21 protein-coding genes are annotated in these 20,302 nt (G+C 58.3%); 16 read left to right on the top strand and 5 right to left on the bottom strand.

Annotation, left to right across the window (positions count from 1 at the left end; all coding sequences use genetic code 11):
* Positions 1-6: 6 nt before the first annotated feature.
* The 10 genes from EFB11_RS11355 to EFB11_RS11310 all read left to right on the top strand — a co-directional run bounded on the left by EFB11_RS11355 (position 7) and on the right by EFB11_RS11310 (position 7,783).
* Entirely contained in the window at positions 7-777 is a 771-nt protein-coding gene (locus EFB11_RS11355; RefSeq protein ID WP_122790331.1) for an AAA family ATPase, read from the top strand.
* Between the two features lie 62 nt (positions 778-839).
* Positions 840-2,468, top strand: a complete 1,629-nt coding sequence (hisZ, locus tag EFB11_RS17560; protein WP_164706743.1) for an ATP phosphoribosyltransferase regulatory subunit — start codon at positions 840-842, stop codon at positions 2,466-2,468.
* A 13-nt stretch (positions 2,469-2,481) separates the two neighbouring features.
* Positions 2,482-3,777, top strand: coding sequence for a histidinol dehydrogenase (gene hisD, locus EFB11_RS11345; RefSeq protein WP_122790330.1), 1,296 nt, complete (start codon positions 2,482-2,484; stop codon positions 3,775-3,777).
* Between the two features lie 2 nt (positions 3,778-3,779).
* Positions 3,780-4,376, top strand: a complete 597-nt coding sequence (gene hisB, locus EFB11_RS11340; RefSeq protein ID WP_279220544.1) for an imidazoleglycerol-phosphate dehydratase HisB — start codon at positions 3,780-3,782, stop codon at positions 4,374-4,376.
* 12 nt (positions 4,377-4,388) lie between these two features.
* The gene (hisH, locus tag EFB11_RS11335; protein ID WP_122790329.1) at positions 4,389-5,006 is read left to right on the top strand and encodes an imidazole glycerol phosphate synthase subunit HisH; all 618 of its coding nucleotides are present in this window, start codon (positions 4,389-4,391) and stop codon (positions 5,004-5,006) included.
* On the top strand, positions 5,003-5,719 hold the full coding sequence (gene hisA, locus EFB11_RS11330; protein WP_122790328.1) for a 1-(5-phosphoribosyl)-5-[(5-phosphoribosylamino)methylideneamino]imidazole-4-carboxamide isomerase: 717 nt from the start codon (positions 5,003-5,005) through the stop codon (positions 5,717-5,719). The genes hisH and hisA overlap by 4 nt, the downstream gene beginning before the upstream one ends.
* A 3-nt stretch (positions 5,720-5,722) precedes the next feature.
* The gene (hisF, locus tag EFB11_RS11325; RefSeq protein ID WP_122790327.1) at positions 5,723-6,484 is read left to right on the top strand and encodes an imidazole glycerol phosphate synthase subunit HisF; all 762 of its coding nucleotides are present in this window, start codon (positions 5,723-5,725) and stop codon (positions 6,482-6,484) included.
* 12 nt (positions 6,485-6,496) lie between these two features.
* Positions 6,497-6,817 carry a phosphoribosyl-AMP cyclohydrolase gene (gene hisI / locus EFB11_RS11320; protein ID WP_122790326.1) on the top strand — a complete coding sequence of 107 codons (321 nt, stop codon included), beginning with the start codon at positions 6,497-6,499 and terminating at the stop codon, positions 6,815-6,817.
* Positions 6,818-6,963: 146 nt separating this feature from the next.
* Positions 6,964-7,287, top strand: a complete 324-nt coding sequence (hisE, locus tag EFB11_RS11315) for a phosphoribosyl-ATP diphosphatase (protein ID WP_122790325.1) — start codon at positions 6,964-6,966, stop codon at positions 7,285-7,287.
* Between the two features lie 10 nt (positions 7,288-7,297).
* Positions 7,298-7,783: a pyridoxamine 5'-phosphate oxidase family protein gene (locus tag EFB11_RS11310; protein ID WP_122790324.1), complete on the top strand. Its 486-nt coding sequence runs from the start codon at positions 7,298-7,300 to the stop codon at positions 7,781-7,783.
* A 30-nt stretch (positions 7,784-7,813) separates the two neighbouring features.
* Here EFB11_RS11310 and EFB11_RS11305 read toward each other — a convergent pair whose 3' ends face one another.
* Positions 7,814-8,524, bottom strand: a complete 711-nt coding sequence (locus EFB11_RS11305; RefSeq protein ID WP_164706742.1) for a tRNA1(Val) (adenine(37)-N6)-methyltransferase — start codon at positions 8,522-8,524, stop codon at positions 7,814-7,816.
* Between the two features lie 206 nt (positions 8,525-8,730).
* Here EFB11_RS11305 and epsC point away from each other — a divergent pair, with 206 nt between their 5' ends.
* Complete coding sequence (gene epsC, locus EFB11_RS11300; RefSeq protein ID WP_243115248.1) at positions 8,731-9,417, top strand: serine O-acetyltransferase EpsC; 687 nt, start codon at positions 8,731-8,733, stop codon at positions 9,415-9,417.
* A gap of 134 nt (positions 9,418-9,551) precedes the next feature.
* On the top strand, positions 9,552-9,929 hold the full coding sequence (locus tag EFB11_RS11295; protein ID WP_122790322.1) for a Fur family transcriptional regulator: 378 nt from the start codon (positions 9,552-9,554) through the stop codon (positions 9,927-9,929).
* 100 nt (positions 9,930-10,029) lie between these two features.
* Here the strand turns inward: EFB11_RS11295 and nifJ are convergent, their stop codons facing one another.
* Complete coding sequence (gene nifJ, locus EFB11_RS11290) at positions 10,030-13,587, bottom strand: pyruvate:ferredoxin (flavodoxin) oxidoreductase (protein WP_122790321.1); 3,558 nt, start codon at positions 13,585-13,587, stop codon at positions 10,030-10,032.
* Positions 13,588-13,844: 257 nt separating this feature from the next.
* Here nifJ and EFB11_RS11285 point away from each other — a divergent pair, with 257 nt between their 5' ends.
* The 3 genes from EFB11_RS11285 (at position 13,845) to EFB11_RS11275 (ending at position 17,278) form a co-directional block, all read left to right on the top strand.
* Positions 13,845-15,377, top strand: a complete 1,533-nt coding sequence (locus EFB11_RS11285; RefSeq protein ID WP_122790320.1) for a YifB family Mg chelatase-like AAA ATPase — start codon at positions 13,845-13,847, stop codon at positions 15,375-15,377.
* A 200-nt stretch (positions 15,378-15,577) separates the two neighbouring features.
* Positions 15,578-16,822, top strand: a complete 1,245-nt coding sequence (locus EFB11_RS11280; protein WP_164706741.1) for a M15 family metallopeptidase — start codon at positions 15,578-15,580, stop codon at positions 16,820-16,822.
* 18 nt (positions 16,823-16,840) lie between these two features.
* A complete protein-coding gene (locus EFB11_RS11275; protein WP_164706740.1) occupies positions 16,841-17,278 on the top strand; it encodes a hypothetical protein in 438 nt (145 codons plus the stop codon).
* Positions 17,279-17,326: 48 nt separating this feature from the next.
* Here EFB11_RS11275 and EFB11_RS11270 read toward each other — a convergent pair whose 3' ends face one another.
* Positions 17,327-18,463, bottom strand: coding sequence for an MGDG synthase family glycosyltransferase (locus EFB11_RS11270; RefSeq protein WP_122790317.1), 1,137 nt, complete (start codon positions 18,461-18,463; stop codon positions 17,327-17,329).
* Between the two features lie 191 nt (positions 18,464-18,654).
* On the opposite strand from EFB11_RS11270, the gene EFB11_RS11265 reads away from it, so the two are divergent.
* Positions 18,655-19,182 (top strand): transcription repressor NadR, encoded by a 528-nt coding sequence (locus EFB11_RS11265; RefSeq protein ID WP_122790316.1) that lies wholly within the window; start codon positions 18,655-18,657, stop codon positions 19,180-19,182.
* A 37-nt stretch (positions 19,183-19,219) separates the two neighbouring features.
* Here the strand turns inward: EFB11_RS11265 and EFB11_RS11260 are convergent, their stop codons facing one another.
* Together EFB11_RS11260 and EFB11_RS11255 are read right to left on the bottom strand one after the other, a co-directional pair.
* Positions 19,220-19,558, bottom strand: coding sequence for a CPCC family cysteine-rich protein (locus EFB11_RS11260; RefSeq protein ID WP_164706739.1), 339 nt, complete (start codon positions 19,556-19,558; stop codon positions 19,220-19,222).
* On the bottom strand, positions 19,551-20,300 hold the full coding sequence (locus EFB11_RS11255) for an exodeoxyribonuclease III (RefSeq protein ID WP_122790315.1): 750 nt from the start codon (positions 20,298-20,300) through the stop codon (positions 19,551-19,553). Before EFB11_RS11255 ends, EFB11_RS11260 begins: the two co-directional genes overlap by 8 nt.
* Positions 20,301-20,302: the final 2 nt, after the last annotated feature.

Raw genomic sequence — 20,302 nt, 5'->3', positions numbered from 1 at the left:
GAAACCATGCGGAAGAATTTGTATCTACGCCAGATCGGTTTGAACCGTGCGCTGCCGGAGAATGCCTATTGGGCAAAGCTGCCGGCCGTGCAGCATTTGGCGGCGCAGCCGCTCACACTGACCCGCCCGGTGACCCTGCTGGTCGGGGAAAACGGGGTCGGCAAATCGACGCTCATCGAAGCCATCGCCGTGCGGCTGGGCTTTAACGCCGAGGGCGGCACAAAGAATTTCAACTTTGCGACACGAGAAACGCATGCGGCTTTGTACGATTACCTGGACCTCGGCCGCGGGCCTTATCGTCCGCGCGACGGCTTTTTCCTGCGTGCCGAGAGCTTTTATAATGTGGCGACCAACATCGACGAGCTGGACGAGGGAGCGCCGGTCAATTTACACGACCTCCCGATTATTGCTCGCTATGGCGGCCGGTCGCTGCACGAGCAGTCGCATGGCGAAAGCTTTCTGGCGCTGGTGCGCAACCGTCTGGGAGGGCAGGGCATGTATGTGTTCGACGAACCCGAAGCCGCCCTGTCACCAACCTCGCTGATGGAACTGCTCGGGCATATCCACCGCCTGGAACAGGCCGATTCCCAGCTGGTTATCGCCACCCATTCACCGGTTTTGATGACCTATCCGGGTGCGCAGGTGCTGTATATCGATGAAACCGGCATCCGGTCGGTCGATTATCGGCAGACCAGCCATTATCAGCTGACTAGGCGTTTTTTGGAAAACCCCGAGCCGATGTATCGGCTTTTGTGGGAACGCGAGAATAAACCTTGACAGAAAAAATTTCTCGTGTTAGTATTTTAACGTGATAAAATCAAACAAGGAGAAATGCTGTCATGAACCGATATAAAATTTCCACCCCCGAGGGGACACGCGATTTGTTGTTTGCATCCTGCCGTGCGCTGCGGCAGACCGAAAGAGCCATCCGCGAGACCCTGGAAGGCAAGGGGTACAGTGAAATCATCACCCCGGCCGTGGAATATTACGACGTCTTTGCGCAGGGCAACCCGGAACTCGACCAGGAAGCCATGCTCAAGATCATCGATAAATCGGGCCGTATCTGCGTCGCCCGGCCGGATAACACGACGCCGATCGCTCGCATCGCGGCCACCCGCCTGGATGATGCTGCGCTGCCGGTGCGGCTGTATTACAGCCAGAAGGTATTCCGCTCGGTGTCGGGCGACCATGGCCACAAAGGCGAATTTTTGCAGATCGGCGCTGAACTGATCGGGGCAGACGGCTTATCGGCCGATTTGGATATTCTGTCGGCCGCTTCGCAGGCGCTCAAAAACGCCGGGGCGGGCAATTTCCGCATCGAACTGGGCCACGCCGAAATTTACAAAGCGCTCATCGAAGCGCTGGACGTGGACGCGCAGACGGCGGAATCCATCCGCCGCCTGATTGAAAACAAATCGTTCGCCGCGCTGGGCGATGTGCTCGAGCCGTACCGCCTGAAACCCGAAGCCAAGGCGCTGTATGCCATGCCGCAGCTGTTCGGTGGCATTTCGGTGCTCGACGAAGTCGAAAACCTGACCGGCAATGTACGTGTGCTGGGTGCGGTCGCCTATCTGCGGCGGCTGTATGCGGCGCTCGACGAGGCCGGATTTGGCGGAGCGGTGATGATCGATCTCGGTTTGGTGCACGAGATGGATTATTACACGGGCATCATGTTCCGCGGCTATGTTGGCGGGGCTGGTGCAGCCATCCTGTCCGGCGGTCGGTACAATGCGCTGTGCGGCCGGTTTGGCCGCGACCTGCCGGCTGGTGGGTTCGGTATCGACGTGGAAAGCCTGGCCGAAAGCCAGGCGGACGATACCCCCAAGGCCAAGGCGCGCGACACCGTACGCATTGCGCTGACCAAGGGCCGGCTGGAGAAAAAGACGCTGGCGCTTCTCAAGGCTTCGGGTTATGACATCTCCGAGCTGGAAGCCGGTTCGCGCAAGCTAATTTTCACCCTGCCGGGCACCAAGGTCGAAATCGTGCTCGCCAAGGCGGCCGACGTCATCACCTATGTCGAGCACGGCGTGTGCGACATGGGCGTGGTCGGCAAGGATACGATCATGGAAAAGGGCGGCTCGTTCTATGAAATGGTCGACCTAGGCTTTGGCAAATGCCGCTTCGCGCTGGCCACCAAAAAGGGCAAGGACGTGTACGGCGGCTATAAGACCCCGGTGATCGCGACCAAATACCCCAACGTGACCAAGGCATTTTTCCACAAGAAGAACATGGACGTGGAAACCATCAAGATCGAAGGCTCGGTCGAACTGGCGCCGCTGCTCGAACTGGCAGACGCCATCGTTGATATTGTGGAAACCGGTTCGACGCTGCGTGAAAATGGGCTGGAGGTCATCGAGGACGTGGCGCCCATCTCGGCGCGGGTGATCGTCAACCTGGCGAGCGCCAAAATGAAGAAAACAGACATCGAAAAGGTGATTGCCGAGCTGGAAGCCGGCTTGGGAAAATAAACGGAGGACTTCTATGTTTTTAAAGACTGTCGTGGCCGACGGGCAGGCCGAGCAGCGCGTCATCCGGGAAATGCAGGAGCGCGCCGCTGAGACCCGCGGCGATATTGAAAACACGGTGCGCGAAATCATGCAGGACGTGCGCCAAAACGGTATGGCAGCGGTCGAAAAATACTCGATGCGCTTTGATAAGACCAAACCCTATGTAATCTCTCCAGCGGTGCTGGAAAAGGCCTATCAGGCGTGCAGCGAAAGCCTGCGAAGCGCACTGGAAAAAGCGGCCGCCAACATCCGCGATTATCACGAACAGATGATGGTCAAGACCTGGGAATACCGGCGTGCGCCTGGCGCTGTGCTCGGACAGACCGTGCGCGGCCTGCACCGGGTGGGGCTGTACGTGCCCGGCGGCACGGCAGCCTATCCGTCGAGCGTGCTCATGAATGCCATCCCGGCCAAGGTCGCCGGGGTCGAGCAGCTCATCATGGTCACGCCCCCGACCGATAACCTGTCCACCGAGGTGCTGACCGCCGCTTATATCGCGGGCGTGGATATGGTCATCGCCGTGGGCGGCACGCAGGCCATCGCTGCGCTGACCTATGGCGCGGGCTTTATCCCGCAGGTGGATAAGATCGTCGGCCCGGGCAATGCCTATGTAGCAGCCGCCAAAAAGATGTCTTTCGGCACTGTGGACATCGATATGATTGCAGGCCCCAGCGAAGTGCTGGTCATCGCCGACCACACGGCCAACCCGACCTATGTGGCCGCTGACCTGCTCAGCCAGGCTGAGCACGACAAGCTGGCGTCGGCTGTGCTGCTCACCGACTCCATGGCGCAGGCGCAGGCCATTTCGTGCGAAATGGAGCGCATGGGCAAGGCCCTGCCGCGCTGGGAGATCATCCGCGAGAGCGTGCAGAACTACGGCTGCGCGGTCGTCTTTGAAGAACTCACCGACGCCTGCAAGATGGCCAACCAGATCGCCCCCGAACATCTGGAAGTGTGCACGGCCGAGCCGCGTCAGTTGCTGCCGCTGCTGACCGACGCTGGTGCCATCTTCCTTGGACAGTATTCGCCCGAACCGCTGGGCGATTATATGGCAGGGCCGTGCCACGTGCTGCCGACTTCGGGCACCGCGCGGTTCTTCTCGCCCCTGTCGACCGATACCTTCCTGAAAAAGACCAGCGTGATCGAATATTCGCGCGATGAACTGCAAAACCTGGCCGACGACATCGTCGCTCTGGCCAATGCCGAAAAGCTGGGCGCACACGCCAATAGCATTGCTGTGCGCTTTGCCGCACCGGAGGAGGACGAATAACGATGCCGAATATCCGCACCGAACTGCGGCAGTGCACCAAGTGCCGCGAGACCAAGGAAACCCAAATCGCCCTGTACCTCAATCTGGACGGGGGCGAGCGCAAGATCGAAACCGGCATCGGTTTTTTCGACCACATGCTCAATTCGTTTGCCGTCCATAGCGGCTTTGGCCTAATCGTAAAATGCACCGGCGACCTGGAGGTGGACGGCCACCACACGGTCGAGGACGTGGGCATCGTGCTCGGCCAGGCGCTGGCCAACATCCTGGGCGACCGCGCGGGTATCGCGCGCTTCGGCTCGGCCTATGTGCCCATGGATGAAGCGCTCGGCTTCTGTGCGCTCGATATCTCCGGGCGGCCCTATCTGGTCTATGACGCGCCCATGCCGCAGCCCATGTGCGGGCAGTATGACACCTGCCTGACCGTGGAATTTATGCGTGCCTTTGCGATGAACGCAGGCATTACGCTGCATATTAAAAGCCTGTACGGCGAGAACGCCCACCACATCACCGAAGCCATCTTCAAGGCGCTGGCGCGTGCGCTCAGGGAAGCGGTGCGCGAGACCGGCGGCGAGGTGCTGAGCGCCAAGGGCGTGCTATAACCGGAGGGACCCATGAGTTATATTGCAATCATCGATTACGGCGCCGGGAACCTGATGAGCGTGCACAATTCGCTCGACTTTCTCGGCTATGAAAATAAAATCGCGGACACGCCTGCTGTCATCGAGCAGGCGGCTGGCGTCATCCTGCCGGGCGTGGGAGCTTTCCCGGACGCCATGCAGGCGCTGGCCGATTCCGGCCTGACCGAAGCCGTGCTGGCCGCGGCCAAGGAAAAGCCCTTTCTCGGTATCTGCCTTGGCATGCAGATGCTGTTCGAGGAATCGGATGAGGTGCGGCTGTGCAAAGGTCTGGGGCTGCTGCCCGGACGCATTGAACGCATCCAGACCGACCTCAAACTGCCGCAGATTGGCTGGAACGCGCTGCACATCGAGCGTCCCAACGCGCTGACCGCAGGGCTCAATGAGGGCGATTATGTCTATTTCGTCCACTCGTTTGCGGCCTGTCCGGCTGACCCGGCTGACCTTGCCTGCACGACCGATTACGGCGTGTCGGTACCGGCCATGGTCGCGCATGGCAACGTGTTCGGCTGCCAGTTCCACCCGGAAAAGAGCGGCCCGGTCGGCCTGACCATTTTGAAAAACTTTGCGAACTTGACGGAGGCGAACGCATGAAGATTTTACCTGCCATTGACCTCAAGGACGGACAGTGCGTCCGCCTGGTAAAGGGCGATTATGAAACCGCACACAAAGTTGCCGAGGACCCGGTCGAAACCGCCAAGCGGTTTCTGGACGCGGGCGCGACCATGATCCACATGGTGGACCTGGACGCGGCCAAGGACGGCTCGCGCGCCAACTACGATGTCGTGGAGCGGGTCATCCGCGAAACCGGCGCTACGGTCGAACTGGGCGGCGGTATCCGCTGCATGGCTGACGTAGACGCCGTGCTCGATTTGGGTGTGTCGCGGGTCATCATCGGCTCAGCGGCGGTCAAGGACCCCGAGTTTGTCCGCGACGCGGTGCTTAAATACGGCGAAAAGATCGCGGTCGGCATCGACGCGCGCGGTGGCACCGTGCGCACTGAGGGCTGGCTCAAGGACTCGGGTGAGGATTTCCTCCAGTTTGCGTCCCTGATGGATTCCTACTGCGTGCAGACCATCATCTTCACCGATATCGATAAGGACGGCATGTTGGCAGGCCCCAATTTCGACCAGCTCAGCCAGCTGCGACAGGCGGTTTCGTGCCAGATCATCGCCTCGGGTGGTGTGACCACTCTGGACGATGTCAAGAAGCTGCATAAGCTGGGCATCGACGGCGCGATTGCTGGCAAGGCGGTCTATACCGGTTCGCTCGACCTGGCGGCCGCCATCCGCGCCGTGGAGGACTGAACCATGCTGGCAAAACGTGTTATCCCCTGCCTGGACGTCAAGGACGGCCGGGTCGTGAAGGGGGTCAATTTCGTCGGCCTGCGCGACGCGGGCGACCCGGTCGAACTGGCCAAGTTTTATTCCCAGGAGGGCGCGGATGAGATTGTCTTTCTGGACATCACGGCAACGAGCGACAACCGTGCGACCATTGCCGACGTGGTGCGCCGCACCTGCCGGGAAGTATTCGTACCCGTGACCGTGGGCGGCGGCATCCGCACGGTCGAGGATTTCAAGGACATCCTGCGCGCGGGCGCGGATAAAATCTCGGTCAATTCGGCGGCGGTCAAAAACCCCGATCTCATCAACGGCGCGGCCGAAAAATATGGCAGCCAGTGCGTGGTCGTGGCCATCGACGCGCGCTGCAGCGATAAGACTCCGTCGGGCTTTGAGGTGTATGTGGCCGGCGGACGCACGCCGACCGGCAAGGACGCCATCGCCTGGGCGCGCGAGGCATACGAGCGCGGTGCGGGCGAAATTTTGCTGACCTCCATGGACAAGGATGGCACCAAGTCGGGTTTTGATTTGGAACTGACCCAGCTCGTGTGCGAGGCGGTGCCCATCCCGGTCATCGCGTCGGGCGGGTGCGGCACCTTGCAGCACTTTGCCGATGCCTTTGAACAGACCGATGTGACTGCCGCGCTGGCGGCCAGCCTGTTTCACTACGGCGAACTGAGCATCCACGAGGTCAAGGAATACCTGCGCGGGCGGAATATCCCGGTGCGGTAAAGGAGAACGTTTATGGATTTATCCAAATTTTTTGTAAAAAGCGAGCTGATTCCGGTCATCTGTCAGGACGAGCGGAACGGCGAAGTGCTCATGCTGGGCTACGCCAACGAAGAAGCGCTCAAGCGGACCATGGAGACCGGCACGGCGTGGTTTTTCTCGCGTTCGCGGCAAAAGCTGTGGAACAAGGGTGAAACCTCGGGCAATTTCATTTTTGTGAGCAAGATTTTGTCCGACTGCGACGACGATACGCTCATCTATGTCGGTACGCCCAAGGGTCCGGTCTGCCATACCGGCAACCGTACCTGTTTCTATACCACGCTTTGGGAAAAATAAACCGGAGGAAAAAGTCATGTATTTCAGTTTGGTGTTCCTGCTGGGCATTGGCGCGGTAGCGTTGGTGGTCATTCTGGCTATTGTGCTGCTGCTCAGCCGTCGGTAAATTTGCAAGGGGCAGGCAGCCTGCCCGGAAAGGGAAGTCTATGAATTCGTTTGAACAGATGGAAGCGGTCATCGCGCAGCGGCGCGCTGAACCGCAGGAAAATTCCTACACCTGCTATTTGTTTGAAAAGGGTCTGGATAAGATCCTTAAGAAGGTGGGCGAGGAGTGCGCGGAAACCATCATTGCCGCCAAGAACGGCGACAAAGAGGAGCTCATTGGGGAGATCAACGACGTATTCTATCACATGATGGTCATGATGAACGAATGCGGCGTGACCATGGCCGACGTGTGTGCCGAGATGGACAAGCGCGCCGAAAAGATCGGCAACCTCAAAAAGTTCCACGTTTCCGACCACAACACCTAAGGAGGCTATTATGCGCAGAAAAGACCGTGAGATTTTCGGGCGCGAACAAATCGAGCCCATTTTGCAGGAGTGCAAGGTGTGCCGCATCGCCATGATTGCGGACGGCAAGCCCTATGTCATCCCCATGAACTTCGGCTATACCTGGGATGACACCGGCCTGACGCTGTATTTCCACAGCGGCCTCAAGGGCAAGAAGATCGATGCCCTCAAGGCGGACCCGCGCATCTGCTTTGAGATGGACACCCAGCATAGCCTGACCGGCGAGGGCGATCTGGCCTGCCGATACAGCTATGCGTTTTCGTCCATCGTGGGCGAGGGCAGCGTCGAGTTCGCTACGAACAATGACCAGAAGCGCGCCGGGTTCGAGCACATCATGCGTCACCAGACCGGTCGCGACGGCTGGACCTATGGAGACTCCCATCTGGCTGTCACCGAGGTGTTCTGGGTGCATGCCGATTCGTTCGAAGCCTCCCGCAAGGAACCCAAAAAAGGATAAGAAAAAGCTGGCCATAGGCCAGCTTTTTTTTCATGCTAAATGATAGATGGCTTTGTATTCTTCGGTCAGTGCGCCGGTGCTGTCCTGCACGAGCAGGGGCGGCTCGACCGTCAGGCCGTCCGGATTGCTCCCCTTGCGGCTCTCAACCAGCACGGCGCTGGGCGGCTTTTCGGCCGTCTGGTGCACAAAGCGCAGCCGCTTGGGCGTCAGGCGCACCCGCTGTAAAGCGGTCATCAGCGTGAGCAGTCGTTCGGGACGGAACACCATTGCGCACTTGCCGCCGCTGCCCAGCACATAGGACGCGGCGACCGCGATGTCCTCAATGGTTGCCTCGCCGTCTGCCCGCGCGAGCGCATGGGCATCCAGCGGCGATATCTTGCCCGCGCTGCGCTTAAAGTAGGGCGGGTTGCACAGCACGTAGTCCATCGACCCGTGCGCAAAGAGCGTGCGTACCTGCCGTAGGTCGCCGGTGACGACTTCCACATTGGAAAGCTGATTGTCCGCGACCGATCGGGCGAACAGGGCAGCCGCTCCGGCCTGCAATTCCAGGCCGGTCATGCGTAAATCCTCCCGCCAGCATAGCAGCGTCAGCGCACCCGTACCGGCGCCCAGGTCGAGCACGCGCGCAAACCGGCGCGGACGCGCAAAGGCGGACAGCAGCACCGAGTCCTGTCCCAGTTTAAAAAACGCATCGTCCTGCAAGAGCCGCAGGCCATTTGGCAATGTTTCGATGGATTCCAAGGTCCTCCCCCTTTGTTTGGCCGTAAAATCTGATATGATGATAGCAAAAAGCCGGGAATCTGTCAAATGCTATCCAAATCCTTTGACAAATGGGGAAGAATACCGTACAATAGAAATGCATACCTCTTTCGTGGGGAATTGGAGCGGCCCGCACCGCCCAGCCCGGCGCACGGGGTATGACGGTTCAAAAAAGGATGCGATCCATGATGTTACTCAAGGAACTGATCGAGGATGCGCGCTCCATTCGGGAGCGTGACCCGGCCGCACGTACTACGGCCGAAGTGTTCCTGTTATATCCAGGCTTTCATGCGGTTATCTATCACAAGCTGACCCATTGGCTCTATTTGCATAAACGATTTTTTCTGGCGCGGATGATCTCCCAGTTTGCCCGCACCATGACCGGCGTGGAGATCCACCCCGGCGCCAAGATCGGCCGCGGCCTGTTCATCGACCACGGTATGGGCATCGTCATTGGTGAAACGGCCGAAGTGGGCGATTACTGCACCATTTACCACGGCGTGACCCTGGGCGGTACCGGTAAGGACACCGGCAAGCGCCATCCGACCATTGGCAACAATGTGCTTATCTCCACGGGCGCCAAGGTGCTCGGCCCGTTTACGGTGGGTGATAATTCGCGCATTGGCGCCAACGCGGTCGTCTTGCAGGAAGTTCCGCCCGATTCTACGGTCGTCGGCGTCAAGGCGCGTGTGGTCAAGATCGGCGGCCACCGCATTCCTTCGTTCGATCTCGACCAGGTCAATGTGCCCGACCCACTGTCCCAGGAACTGTGCCGCTTGGAACACCGTGTGTATGCCAACGAACAGAAGCTGCGCGAGAATGCCCCGGAAATCGGACACAAATCTGGCGAAAACGATCAGAAAGACGCGAAATAATTGCATACGTTGTTGTAAAAAGTGATGGTTTTGTGAAATTCTGTTTGGAGCAGTTTACAAGAGGAAACAAATCCAATATAATATTGATACAAAGAATGATAATTCTTACTATATTGTAATAGGAGGAGAGACCCTTGATCCGCACCAAGCAAAGACAGTTAATTTTGGATGCCGTTATGGCGAGCACAACCCATCCAACGGCGGATGAACTCTTCCAGGATATCCGGAAACAACTTCCGACGATTAGTTTGGCAACCGTTTACCGTAATTTGAATATCCTTTCGGAGGACGGCCGCATCCGCAAGATCGAGATGCCCGGCATGCCCGACCGATTCGACTGGCGTATGACCACCCACGATCATCTGTGGTGTGAAAAATGCGGCCGCGTGTTTGATTTCACGCTTCCGCAGGCGCTCGACCGCCAGATCGAAGAGGTTTCCGGCATGAAAGTCCGGCAGTATACACTGGTCGCCCGCGGCCTGTGTCCAGCATGCCGCCAAAAAGAAAACTGAAATGAGCCCCTGTCCGGTTGGGACAGGGGCTCTCTTTTTTGCATACGCAAAAACGGCGGATGGTTTTTACCATCCGCCGTTTGATTTGTGCAACTGAGAATTAGCCCTCGTTGGAGTACAGAGCGATCAGCTTCTGCAGGTGTGCATAACGCTCGACCGAAGCCTTTTCGGACTTCTGGAACAGAGATTCTGCACGCTCCGGGAAGGAACGGGTCAGAGCCGAGTAACGTGCTTCGTTCATGATGAATGCACGGTAATCCTCGGTCTTCGGGTCCTTGGAATCCAGGGTGAACGGATTCTTGCCCTCTGCCTTGAGTGCCGGGTTGTAACGGAACATATTCCAGTAACCACAGTCGACTGCCTTCTTCATTTCCTTCTGGCAGTTGACCATGCCGCCCTTGATGGAGTGCATCTCACACGGAGCATAGCCGATGATGAGAGACGGTCCCGGATAAGCTTCGGCTTCTGCAATCGCCTTCAGGGTCTGCTGCGGGTTTGCACCCATTGCAACCTGAGCCACGTAAACGTAGCCATAGCTCATTGCGATTTCAGCCAGCGACTTCTTGCCGATTGCCTTACCAGCAGCAGCGAACTGAGCTACAGCACCGATGTTGGTTGCCTTGGAAGCCTGTCCGCCGGTGTTGGAGTAAACTTCGGTATCGAATACCATGACATTGACGTCTTCGCCCGATGCCAGAACGTGGTCCAGACCGCCGAAGCCGATGTCGTATGCCCAGCCGTCGCCACCGAAGATCCAGATGGACTTCTTAGCCAGGTATTCCTTATGCGCCAGAACTTCCTTGCAAGCCGGGCAGCCAGCAGCAGCACCCTTTTCGAGTTCTGCAATCAGAGCCTTCGCCGGAGCTGCATTGTCAGCGCCGTTGTCCTTGGTTTCCATGAAGGAGTTGATGGCATTCTTCATGGTGTCCGGAGTCTCCTGACCGCCAGCCATTTCTTCGAGCTTGGCAATCAGGCGATCACGGATGGCCTTCTGGCCGTAGTACATACCCAGACCATGCTCAGCATTGTCTTCGAACAGGGAGTTCGCCCAAGCCGGACCGTGGCCGTTTGCGTCAACGGTGTACGGGCTGGTAGCAGCCGGGCCGCCCCAGATGGACGAACAGCCGGTCGCATTGGAGATGTACATACGATCGCCGCAAACCTGAGTGATCAGGCGAGCGTAAGAGGTTTCTGCACAGCCTGCGCACGAGCCGGAGAACTCAAGCAGCGGCTTCTTGAACTGGCTGTCCTTGACCGAGTTGGTGGAGATCATGTCTTCCTTCTCGGAAACCTTTTCGACCATGTAGTTGAAAGCATCCTGCTGGGCAGCTTCCTGCTCCTGCGGAACCATGGTCAGAGACTTGGTCGGGCAGACGCCGATACATACGCCACAGCCCATGCAGTCCAGCGGAGAAACAGCCAGGGAGTACTTGTAAACGCCCTTGCCCTTGCCAGCCTTGACGTCTACGATCTTAGCCGAAGCCGGAGCAGCAGCTGCTTCTGCGTCGGTCAGAGCGAACGGACGGATGGTTGCATGCGGGCAGACATATGCACACTGGTTACACTGTACACAGGTATCTGCATTCCAGGACGGAACGGTAACAGCTACGCCGCGCTTCTCGTAAGCGGCAGCGCCGTGCTCGAAGGTACCGTCAACATACTCGGAGAAGGCCGATACCGGCAGGGAATCGCCGTCCATACGAGCGATCGGGTCGAGCAGGTCCTTGACCATCTTGACGGTCTTTTCGCGGCCTTCCAGCTTCGCGTCGTCTGCCTTGTCCGCAGCGTCAGCCCAAGAAGCCGGAACGTCGATCTTCACGAATGCGGTTGCACCAGCGTCGATCGCCTTGTGGTTCATGTCAACGACATCCTGGCCCTTCTTGAGGTAGGACTTGGTTGCAGCTTCCTTCATGAAGCGGATTGCGTCCTCAGACGGCATAACCTTTGCCAGAGCGAAGAATGCCGACTGCAGGATGGTGTTGGTGCGCTTGCCCATGCCGATTTCGATCGCCAGGTCAATTGCATTGATGGTGTACAGCTGGATGTTGTTCTTTGCGATGTAGCGCTTCTCGGAAGCTGCCAGATGGTGATCGAGTTCCTCGGGGGTCCACTGGCAGTTGATGAGGAATACGCCGCCCGGCTTTACGTCACGAACGATCGGGAAGCCCTTGGTGATGTAAGACGGGTTGTGGCAGGCAACAAAGTCAGCCTTATTGATGTAGTACGGGCTCTTGATCGGCTTGTCGCCAAAACGCAGGTGCGAAACGGTAACGCCGCCGGTCTTCTTGGAGTCGTACTGGAAGTATGCCTGTACGTACTTGTCGGTGTGGTCGCCGATGATCTTGATGGAGTTCTTGTTTGCGCCAACCGTACCGTCGCCGCCCAGACCCCAGAACTTGCATTCGGTGGTGCCTTCAGCTGCGGTGTTCGGAGCCGGCTTCTCCTCCAGAGACATGTTGGTTACGTCGTCGACGATACCGATGGTGAACTGATGCTTCGGAGCATCCTTGGCCAGTTCTTCGTATACTGCAAATACCGAAGCCGGCGGGGTGTCCTTGGAGCCCAGACCGTAACGGCCGCCGGTGATAACCTTGTCGGTGATGCCAGCGTTTGCCAGAGCGGTTACAACGTCGAGGTAGAGCGGTTCGCCCTGTGCGCCCGGCTCCTTGGTGCGGTCGAGAACTGCGATCTTCTTAGCCGATGCCGGGATGGCAGCAACCAGCTTGTCTGCCGCGAACGGACGGTACAGACGAACCTTGACAAGGCCGACCTTTTCGCCCTTGGCGGTCAGGTAATCGATAACTTCTTCGGCTACGTCGCAGATGGAGCCCATTGCGATGATGACGCGGTCAGCATCCGGCGCGCCGTAGTAGTTGAAGAGCTTGTAATCGGTGCCCAGCTTAGCGTTAACCTTGTCCATGTACTCCTCTACGATGGCCGGAACGGCTTCGTAGTAGGGGTTGGATGCCTCGCGGTGCTGGAAGAATACGTCACCGTTTTCGTGCGAGCCGCGCATGACCGGATGTTCCGGATTCAGAGCGCGAGCGCGGAACGCTTCGACTGCGTCCATATCGCACATCTCAGCCAGATCCTTGTAATCCCAAACTTCGATCTTCTGGATCTCATGCGAGGTGCGGAAGCCGTCGAAGAAGTTGATGAACGGTACGCGGGACTTGATGGTTGCCAGGTGAGCAACAGCAGCCAGGTCCATAACTTCCTGCGGGTTGGTTTCAGCCAGCATAGCGAAACCGGTCTGACGGCAGGCCATAACGTCGGAATGGTCGCCGAAGATGTTCAGCGCGTGGGAAGCAACCGTACGCGCGGATACGTGGAAAACACAGGGGAGCAGCTCGCCAGCGATCTTGTACATGTTCGGGATCATCAGCAGCAGGCCCTGAGAAGCGGTGTAGGTCGTGGTCAGAGCGCCAGCTGCGAGCGAGCCGTGTACGGTACCAGCTGCGCCTGCCTCAGACTGCATCTCGACAACCTTAACGGTGGTGCCGAAAATGTTCTTCTGACCCTGTGCGGCCCACTGGTCCACACTGTCTGCCATGGGGCTGGACGGGGTGATCGGATAGATACCCGCAACCTCGGTAAACGCATACGACACATGTGCCGCAGCGGTGTTACCGTCCATGGACTTCATCTTTCTTGCCATGTTTCTAATTCCTCCTTCAATCTCTTTGCGTGAGATAATGGTGAGCAAAAAAAGCAAAAAATGAATATTAAATAATTTTGCATCACAAAAGCGACGCTTCTTGCCTTGTCTATTTTATCACAAACATCCCATGGCTGTAAACCAAAATCCCAGAAAACTTTTGCCGCTTCTGCGAAAAATGACAAGTGCGTTGTCAGAAGTTAGGATCTGTATTATAATAGGAAGAAATTGAGTGGAAAAACGCAAGGAGGCATACTATGGTTTCAATCTGCCATTCGGCGGGACTGGCCGGGATCGCGGGATACCCGGTCGCGGTGGAGTGTTCGGCATCCAGCGGCCTGCCGCGTTTGGACATCGTGGGGCTTCCGGGCAAGGCGGTGAGCGAAGCGGCCGAGCGGGTGCGGGCTGCGGTCAAGGCCTGTGCACTCGACTGGCCGGTCAGCCGCCTGACCGTCAATCTGGCCCCGGCAGACACCAAAAAGGAAGGGGCCGTGTATGACCTGCCGATTTTGCTGTCCATCCTGGCCGCATCGGGGCAGATCGATCCTCTGCCGCCCGATGCGGCTTTTTTGGGCGAATTGTCGCTGACCGGACAGCTCCGGCCGGTGTCCGGCGCGCTGTCCATGATTTTTGCCGCGCGCGACGCAGGCAAGCGGGAAGTGTTCGTGCCGCTTGGAAATGTAGAGGAAGCCGCCTATGCGGTCGGTGTGACCGTCTATCCAGCATCCGATCTGCGGGCCGTGCTCGACCACCTGCGGGGACGGGAAAAGCTGGCGCCCTGTCCGCGCCCCACGCCGGTGGAGGAGTTTGCGCCGGGGCTGGATTTCCAGCATGTGCTCGGCCAGCAGGCGGTCAAACGCGCCTTAGAAGTGGCCGCAGCAGGCGGCCATAATGTGTTGCTGGCCGGCCCGCCGGGGTCGGGCAAAAGCCTGATGGCCAAATGCTTTTCGACCATTTTGCCGCCCATGCGGGAGGAGGAACGACTGGAAGTCATCCGCGTCTGGTCGGCGCTCGGCCGGGGGGCCGAGGCCGCCCGCATGCCCGGACGGCCTTTCCGGGCGCCGCACCATACCGCGTCCGCGCCGTCGCTGACGGGCGGCGGCGGAGCCTCCCGCCTGCCGCGACCGGGCGAGATTTCCCTGGCTCACCGGGGCGTGCTGTTTTTGGACGAGCTGCCCGAATTTCATGCCGATGTGCTCGAAACGTTGCGCCAGCCCATGGAGGACGGCGTGGTCACCATTTCGCGCGTGGCGGGCAAGGTATCCTATCCGGCGCGGTTTCAGCTGCTCGCGGCTATGAATCCCTGCAAATGCGGCTGGTATGGCACCTCGCGCTGTACCTGCTCGTCCGACGCGGTCAAAAAATATCTGCGCCGTCTGTCCGGGCCGCTGATGGACCGCATTGACCTGCAAGTCGCCGTCCAGCCGGTGCCTTATGAAGCTCTGGCTGCGCGGGGCAAGACCCAGGAGGAAAGCTCGGCGACCATCCGGGCGCGCGTCCTGGCCGCGCGGGCGCGGCAGCAGGCGCGCTATGAAGGCACCGGCATTGCCTGCAACGCCGAACTTCCGGTCGACCGTATGGCGCGCGACTGTGTGCTCACCGACGCGGCGCAGGCCATGCTCGAAGCGGCCTTTCACCGTCTGGGCATGACCGCCCGCGCCTATGACCGCATCCTGCGCGTGGCGCGCACGGTGGCCGACCTGGCCGGGGCGGAAATTATCGAAAGCGAGCATCTGGCCGAAGCCATTCAGTACCGGCAACTTGACCGGTTGGGCCTTTCCGGGGTATAATACAATCGAATACAGTTGGTTATCGAACCACTTATCCCCAAGGCTGTGCATTGCTGTGGATAAACTTGTGGACGGTGTGCAAAACCGGATATCCGACAAAGTTCCCCTTTTTTCTGCCAGAGAAGCGTAAAAACAGAAGAACGCTTTGTAAAAGGAAAGTCAACTCTTTGTAATTTTTTCGGATGAAGGAGAAGGAAGATATGCGATGGAAACCGTGGTGTAGCGCCATGCTCGCGGCTGTGTTTGCCGCGTCGCTCGCGCCCTCGGCCCAGGCGCTGACCGGTGTATCCGGCTGGGCGCAGGCCGAAGTCGACCAGGCGGAAGCCGTTGGTCTGGTGCCCGATTCATTTGAAGGACTGGCTGCGCGGGAAGATGTTTCGCGCGCGGAATTCTGTGGTGTGGCGCTGCGTTTGTTTGAGCAGTCTACCGGCCGCATGGCTGAACTGACGACCGACAGCCCGTTCACCGACACCGACGACCCCATGGTCGTATCGGCCAGTGCCCTGGGGCTGGTTAGCGGCCGGGGCGACGGCACCTTTGACCCAGATGCCACCATCACCCGCCAGGAACTGTGCGTGATGCTGGGCAATGTGATGCGGGAATGCGATACCCAGCCGGGGGATACCGAATCCGATCCGCTGGCGGCTTATCCGGATGAAAGCGAAGTGGCCGACTGGGCCCGGGATGATATGGCGGCCATGGTCGGCACCGGCGTAATGAGCGGCGTGGTGCAGGACAATGGCGACGTGACCTTATCGCCGCGTACCACGGCAACCCGCGAACAATCGCTGATGATGTCGGTACGCTTTCTGGAAACCTATGGTCCCACCGAAGGGCCGGGCAACGATGCGGGAGAGCCCACGGTACAGCCCGACCAGACGGACAGCGGAAACGGGGGACAGGTCATTCAGCCCGATGAGGCCTATGACCTGACCAAGGAAGAAAAACAGCAGCTGGTGTTTGGCGATGCCGAACCAGGCTATGATACCCCGGAGGAAGCCGAAGCGGCCATGACCGACATCACCGTACCGGTGTGGCGGCTGCTGGACAGCGGCGCCAAGACTGAGGGCACCATGACGCTCACGGTCAATGCCAACCTCGCGGAACTGTATACCGCAGTTTTTGAAGAGATCTTTGCCGGGGACGAGAAATTCCCCATCAAGGATGGCGGCAGCTATTCCTGGCGGTCTAACACCCGTTCGGAGCACCGCTGGGGCACGGCTGTGGACCTGAACTGGAACGAAAATATGGAGTGCTATATCGATGCCAATGGCAACGTGACCCAGATCACGACCGGTTCGCACTGGACGCCGGGCGAGGACCCCTATTCCATTCCGGCCGATGGCGATGTCGTGCGTGCGTTTAAAAAGTACGGCTTTGCCTGGGGCGGGGATGCCTGGAGCAGCAAGCGCGATTATATGCACTTTTCTTACTTTGGCGGCTGATGAAATCGAGGGATGAAGATGGAACCGAGTATTTTCTTTTACGTGGAGCTGGAAGGCGAAGATTTGGACATCCTTCCGCTGTATGAGTTGTTTTCCAAATACAGCTGCTATGGCTCCCATGCAGGCGATACGTACTATACATACGATGCCGATGGCACCAAACATGCGCATACACGGACAAAGCCGTATTTCCAGGCGCGTCTGGAATACCAGAGCCCAACCGAAAACCCGCTCAACGATGTGGCGTGTGCGTTCCTCAACATGTTCTGCTATGAAGGCGCACCGATTCTGCCGCTGATCGAAAAACAGCAGGTCAAGATCTGGTGTTCGGTTTCCAGTCCGGCACCGCAGATGGCCATGGCGCTGACCGCCCGGACGATGAGCCGGTTGGCCGCGCTGGGACTGGACATGGGCGTGACCGTTGTGCAGCAGGGCAAAATCAAGCCCCGTACATAAAGCAAAAAAAGACCCGCACCAACCAAAGTTGGTGCGGGTTCTCTGTTTTTAGGAACGCCGGGGCATATCCAAAATGAAGTTGCACAGCCGTTCGGTCGCGTCCGGATGGGCCACGGCGTGCATGGTCTGCCGGATGCTGGCGATACGCGGCTGGTTGTGGAACAGATGATAGACGGCTTCGTCCACCGAAAAGGTCTTGGTCACCAGCAGGGCGATGCCGTTGTTAAGCAGGAACTCGACGTTGCGCTCCTCGTGTCCGGGGATGGGGTTGACTAGGATCATGGGCAGATTCTTAGCCAGCGCTTCGGATACCGTCAGGCCGCCGGGCTTGGTGATGATGCAGTCGGATGCACTCATCATAACTTCGACGTTGTGGACAAAACCAAAGGGATAGATGGAGCAGGGGCCGTCATAATTGTCGAGTGCCCGTGCCAAGCTGCTGTATTGCCGCTTGTTGTTGCCACATACCACAAGCAGCTGGAAGTCCATGCCGATGAGCGACAGGCTTTGAATGAGTTTACGGTGGTTGGAATAGCCCATGCTGCCGCCCATCATCAGGATGGTGGGACGGTTGGGGTCAATTCCGAGCTGTTCGCAGGCATCCTCCCGGCTGATTTCGTGGTTGAACTTGGGATGGATGGGGATGCCGAAATGCAGCAGGCGATTGGGCTCAATGCCGCGCCGCAGCGCACGATGGTGCAGCAGTTCGCTGGCCGTTACGACATAATCGATATATGGCACATTTTCCCAATAGGGATGGATGGTATAGTCGGTGATGATGCCGATGGTCGTGGTCGAGAGCAAGCCGCGTTTTTTGACTTCATTGATAAGCTGCGCAGCAAAAACATGGGTGCAGACCAGAACATCGGGGTTGAAATCGGTAACGATGCGGGCGATTTTGGAAGCGCCCAGGGCATTGACGATGTTCAAAATGCTGATGGGGGTGGTAAAGTAATTGCTGCCGTGGTTTTCGGCCAGGGCATACACCAGCCGGTAAAGCTCCTTGGTGTGCTTGGAAGAGAACAGATAGCCTTTGTCGATGGTGCCCTTGACCGCGCGGTTGATGTATTCATAGACATCGATCGTGCGCACGGCTGCACCTTGTTCAGCCAGCATGTCGCCCACCGCCTTGGCTGTGGCATGGTGACCGAAGCCGGCCGTGACCGATAAGATCATAACTTTCATAATTAACTCCTTTGTACTGCGGCGCCGCCCGCCGCTGTATTCATCACATTGTCAGCCCTCATTTTACAACATTTCAGGGCAGATTGCAAGGAAATGGACGACTTCCCCTTGCGGAAGGACACAAAAGCTGGTATCCTGAAAGGCAGGAGAAAGAAACTTTACGGGACAACAGGAAAGGGAGAACGGATATCATGAACGCAGCCCAGCGGCGGGAAAAAATCGAACAGCTTTTGCGCCAGGCCGACCATCCTTTGAGCGCCAGCCATATTGCAGCGCAATTTGCGGTCAGCCGGCAGATCATCGTGGGGGATATTGCGCTGCTGCGGGCCGGGGGACTGGGCGTGCTGGCCACGCCGCGCGGCTATGTGCTCGAACCAACGGCAGCCGAACCGGCCGCCTGTCTGGAACGCTCAGTGGCCTGTCTGCACGGCCCCGAACAGGTGACCGACGAATTGTACACCATCATCGACAACGGCGCGGCTGTGCTCGATGTCACGGTTGAACACTCGGTTTATGGCCACATCTGTGCGCCGCTGCACCTGTTTTCCCGCTATGATGTGGATGCGTTCCAGGAAAAGCTGGCGCAGTCCCAGGCACGGCCGCTGTCGGCTTTGACCGATGGCATCCACCTGCACCGCATCCGCTGCGCGGACGAAGCCGTCTTTCAGCGGGTCGTGAACGCGCTGCGGGAAAAAGGGTTCCTCTACGAAAAAGAATAACGAAAAAAGCACAAGCCATACAGGCTTGTGCCTTTTTTTATTCCAAGCGGCTGGATGGGTCGATGTGACCAAAACAGCGGAAGTTCTGCCGGGCTTCGTCCAGACAAAGACCGGCGTTTTTTTCGCTGGGCTGTCCGTCGGTTTGTAAATCGGAATCGACGGCCCAGCCACAGACCGGGCATGCGTCCCCCTCCTGCGGCGGGATGGGATATTCGGCCCCGCAGCAGACGCAGGGCACGGGCTCCAACCCAAACAAAGGGTTCCACAGCGGCTCATCTTCGTCCGCTTCTTCCAGCGGGATGAGGTCCGGTCGCTCGAGCGGGTCAGGCGCCGCTTCTTCGGGCGGCTCGAACTCTAAAAACCAGAGATCATTCAATTTCGATCGCCACCGGGCAATGGTCGGAGCCAAACACATCGGTCAGGATGCGCGCCGACTTGACACGGTCGATAAACCGTTCGGACACCAGAAAATAGTCGATGCGCCACCCGGCGTTCTTTTCGCGCGCCTTGAAACGGTAGCTCCACCAGGAATAGATGCCTTCGGTATCCGGGTAGAAATGCCGCCAGGTGTCCACAAACCCGGCGTCGAGCAGTTCGGTCATCTTTTGTCGCTCTTCGTCGGTAAAGCCGGCGTTTCGGCGGTTGGTCTTGGGGTTTTTTAGGTCGATCTCCTGATGGGCGACGTTCATATCCCCACAGATGATGACCGGCTTTTTCTGGTCGAGCGACTGGACATAGGCACGGAAATCGTCCTCCCACTGCATGCGGTAGTCCAGACGCTTGAGTTCGTTCTGCGAGTTGGGCACATAAACGGTCACCAAATAGAAGTCCGGGTATTCGGCTGTGATGACCCGGCCCTCGTGGTCGTGTTCGTCGATGCCGAGGTTATAGGTCACGCTCAGCGGCTCGGTCTTGGAAAACAGAGCCGTGCCCGAATATCCCTTCTTTTCGGCCGAGCACCAGTATTCCTGATAGCCCTCGACCTGCGGAGCCTGGTCGGGCTGCAATTTGGTTTCCTGCAAGCACATCATGTCGGGCTGTTCGGCTTCTAAAAATTCGAAAAACCCCTTGCCGACACAGGCACGCAGGCCGTTTACATTCCAAGAGATCAGCTTCATCG

It is taken from the genome of Intestinibacillus sp. Marseille-P6563, from assembly GCF_900604335.1.
Classification (GTDB): domain Bacteria; phylum Bacillota; class Clostridia; order Oscillospirales; family Butyricicoccaceae; genus Butyricicoccus_B.
The sequence above is the reverse complement of the archived record's forward strand: the minus strand, read 5'-3'. Positions and strand labels throughout refer to the sequence as shown.

Excerpts from the sequence above, each read along its gene's own strand:
- hisB (WP_279220544.1), top strand. The coding sequence starts at position 3,780 with ATGCCGAATATCCGCACCGAACTGCGGCAGTGCACCAAGTGCCGCGAG.
- EFB11_RS11355 (WP_122790331.1), top strand. The coding sequence starts at position 7 with ATGCGGAAGAATTTGTATCTACGCCAGATCGGTTTGAACCGTGCGCTG.
- EFB11_RS11265 (WP_122790316.1), top strand. The coding sequence starts at position 18,655 with ATGAACGCAGCCCAGCGGCGGGAAAAAATCGAACAGCTTTTGCGCCAG.
- hisI (WP_122790326.1), top strand. The coding sequence starts at position 6,497 with ATGGATTTATCCAAATTTTTTGTAAAAAGCGAGCTGATTCCGGTCATC.
- EFB11_RS11255 (WP_122790315.1), bottom strand. The coding sequence starts at position 20,300 with ATGAAGCTGATCTCTTGGAATGTAAACGGCCTGCGTGCCTGTGTCGGC.
- EFB11_RS11280 (WP_164706741.1), top strand. The coding sequence starts at position 15,578 with ATGCGATGGAAACCGTGGTGTAGCGCCATGCTCGCGGCTGTGTTTGCC.
- hisA (WP_122790328.1), top strand. The coding sequence starts at position 5,003 with ATGAAGATTTTACCTGCCATTGACCTCAAGGACGGACAGTGCGTCCGC.
- EFB11_RS11275 (WP_164706740.1), top strand. The coding sequence starts at position 16,841 with ATGGAACCGAGTATTTTCTTTTACGTGGAGCTGGAAGGCGAAGATTTG.
- hisD (WP_122790330.1), top strand. The coding sequence starts at position 2,482 with ATGTTTTTAAAGACTGTCGTGGCCGACGGGCAGGCCGAGCAGCGCGTC.
- EFB11_RS11270 (WP_122790317.1), bottom strand. The coding sequence starts at position 18,463 with ATGAAAGTTATGATCTTATCGGTCACGGCCGGCTTCGGTCACCATGCC.
- EFB11_RS11310 (WP_122790324.1), top strand. The coding sequence starts at position 7,298 with ATGCGCAGAAAAGACCGTGAGATTTTCGGGCGCGAACAAATCGAGCCC.
- hisH (WP_122790329.1), top strand. The coding sequence starts at position 4,389 with ATGAGTTATATTGCAATCATCGATTACGGCGCCGGGAACCTGATGAGC.
- hisE (WP_122790325.1), top strand. The coding sequence starts at position 6,964 with ATGAATTCGTTTGAACAGATGGAAGCGGTCATCGCGCAGCGGCGCGCT.
- hisF (WP_122790327.1), top strand. The coding sequence starts at position 5,723 with ATGCTGGCAAAACGTGTTATCCCCTGCCTGGACGTCAAGGACGGCCGG.
- hisZ (WP_164706743.1), top strand. The coding sequence starts at position 840 with ATGAACCGATATAAAATTTCCACCCCCGAGGGGACACGCGATTTGTTG.
- EFB11_RS11285 (WP_122790320.1), top strand. The coding sequence starts at position 13,845 with ATGGTTTCAATCTGCCATTCGGCGGGACTGGCCGGGATCGCGGGATAC.
- epsC (WP_243115248.1), top strand. The coding sequence starts at position 8,731 with ATGTTACTCAAGGAACTGATCGAGGATGCGCGCTCCATTCGGGAGCGT.
- nifJ (WP_122790321.1), bottom strand. The coding sequence starts at position 13,587 with ATGGCAAGAAAGATGAAGTCCATGGACGGTAACACCGCTGCGGCACAT.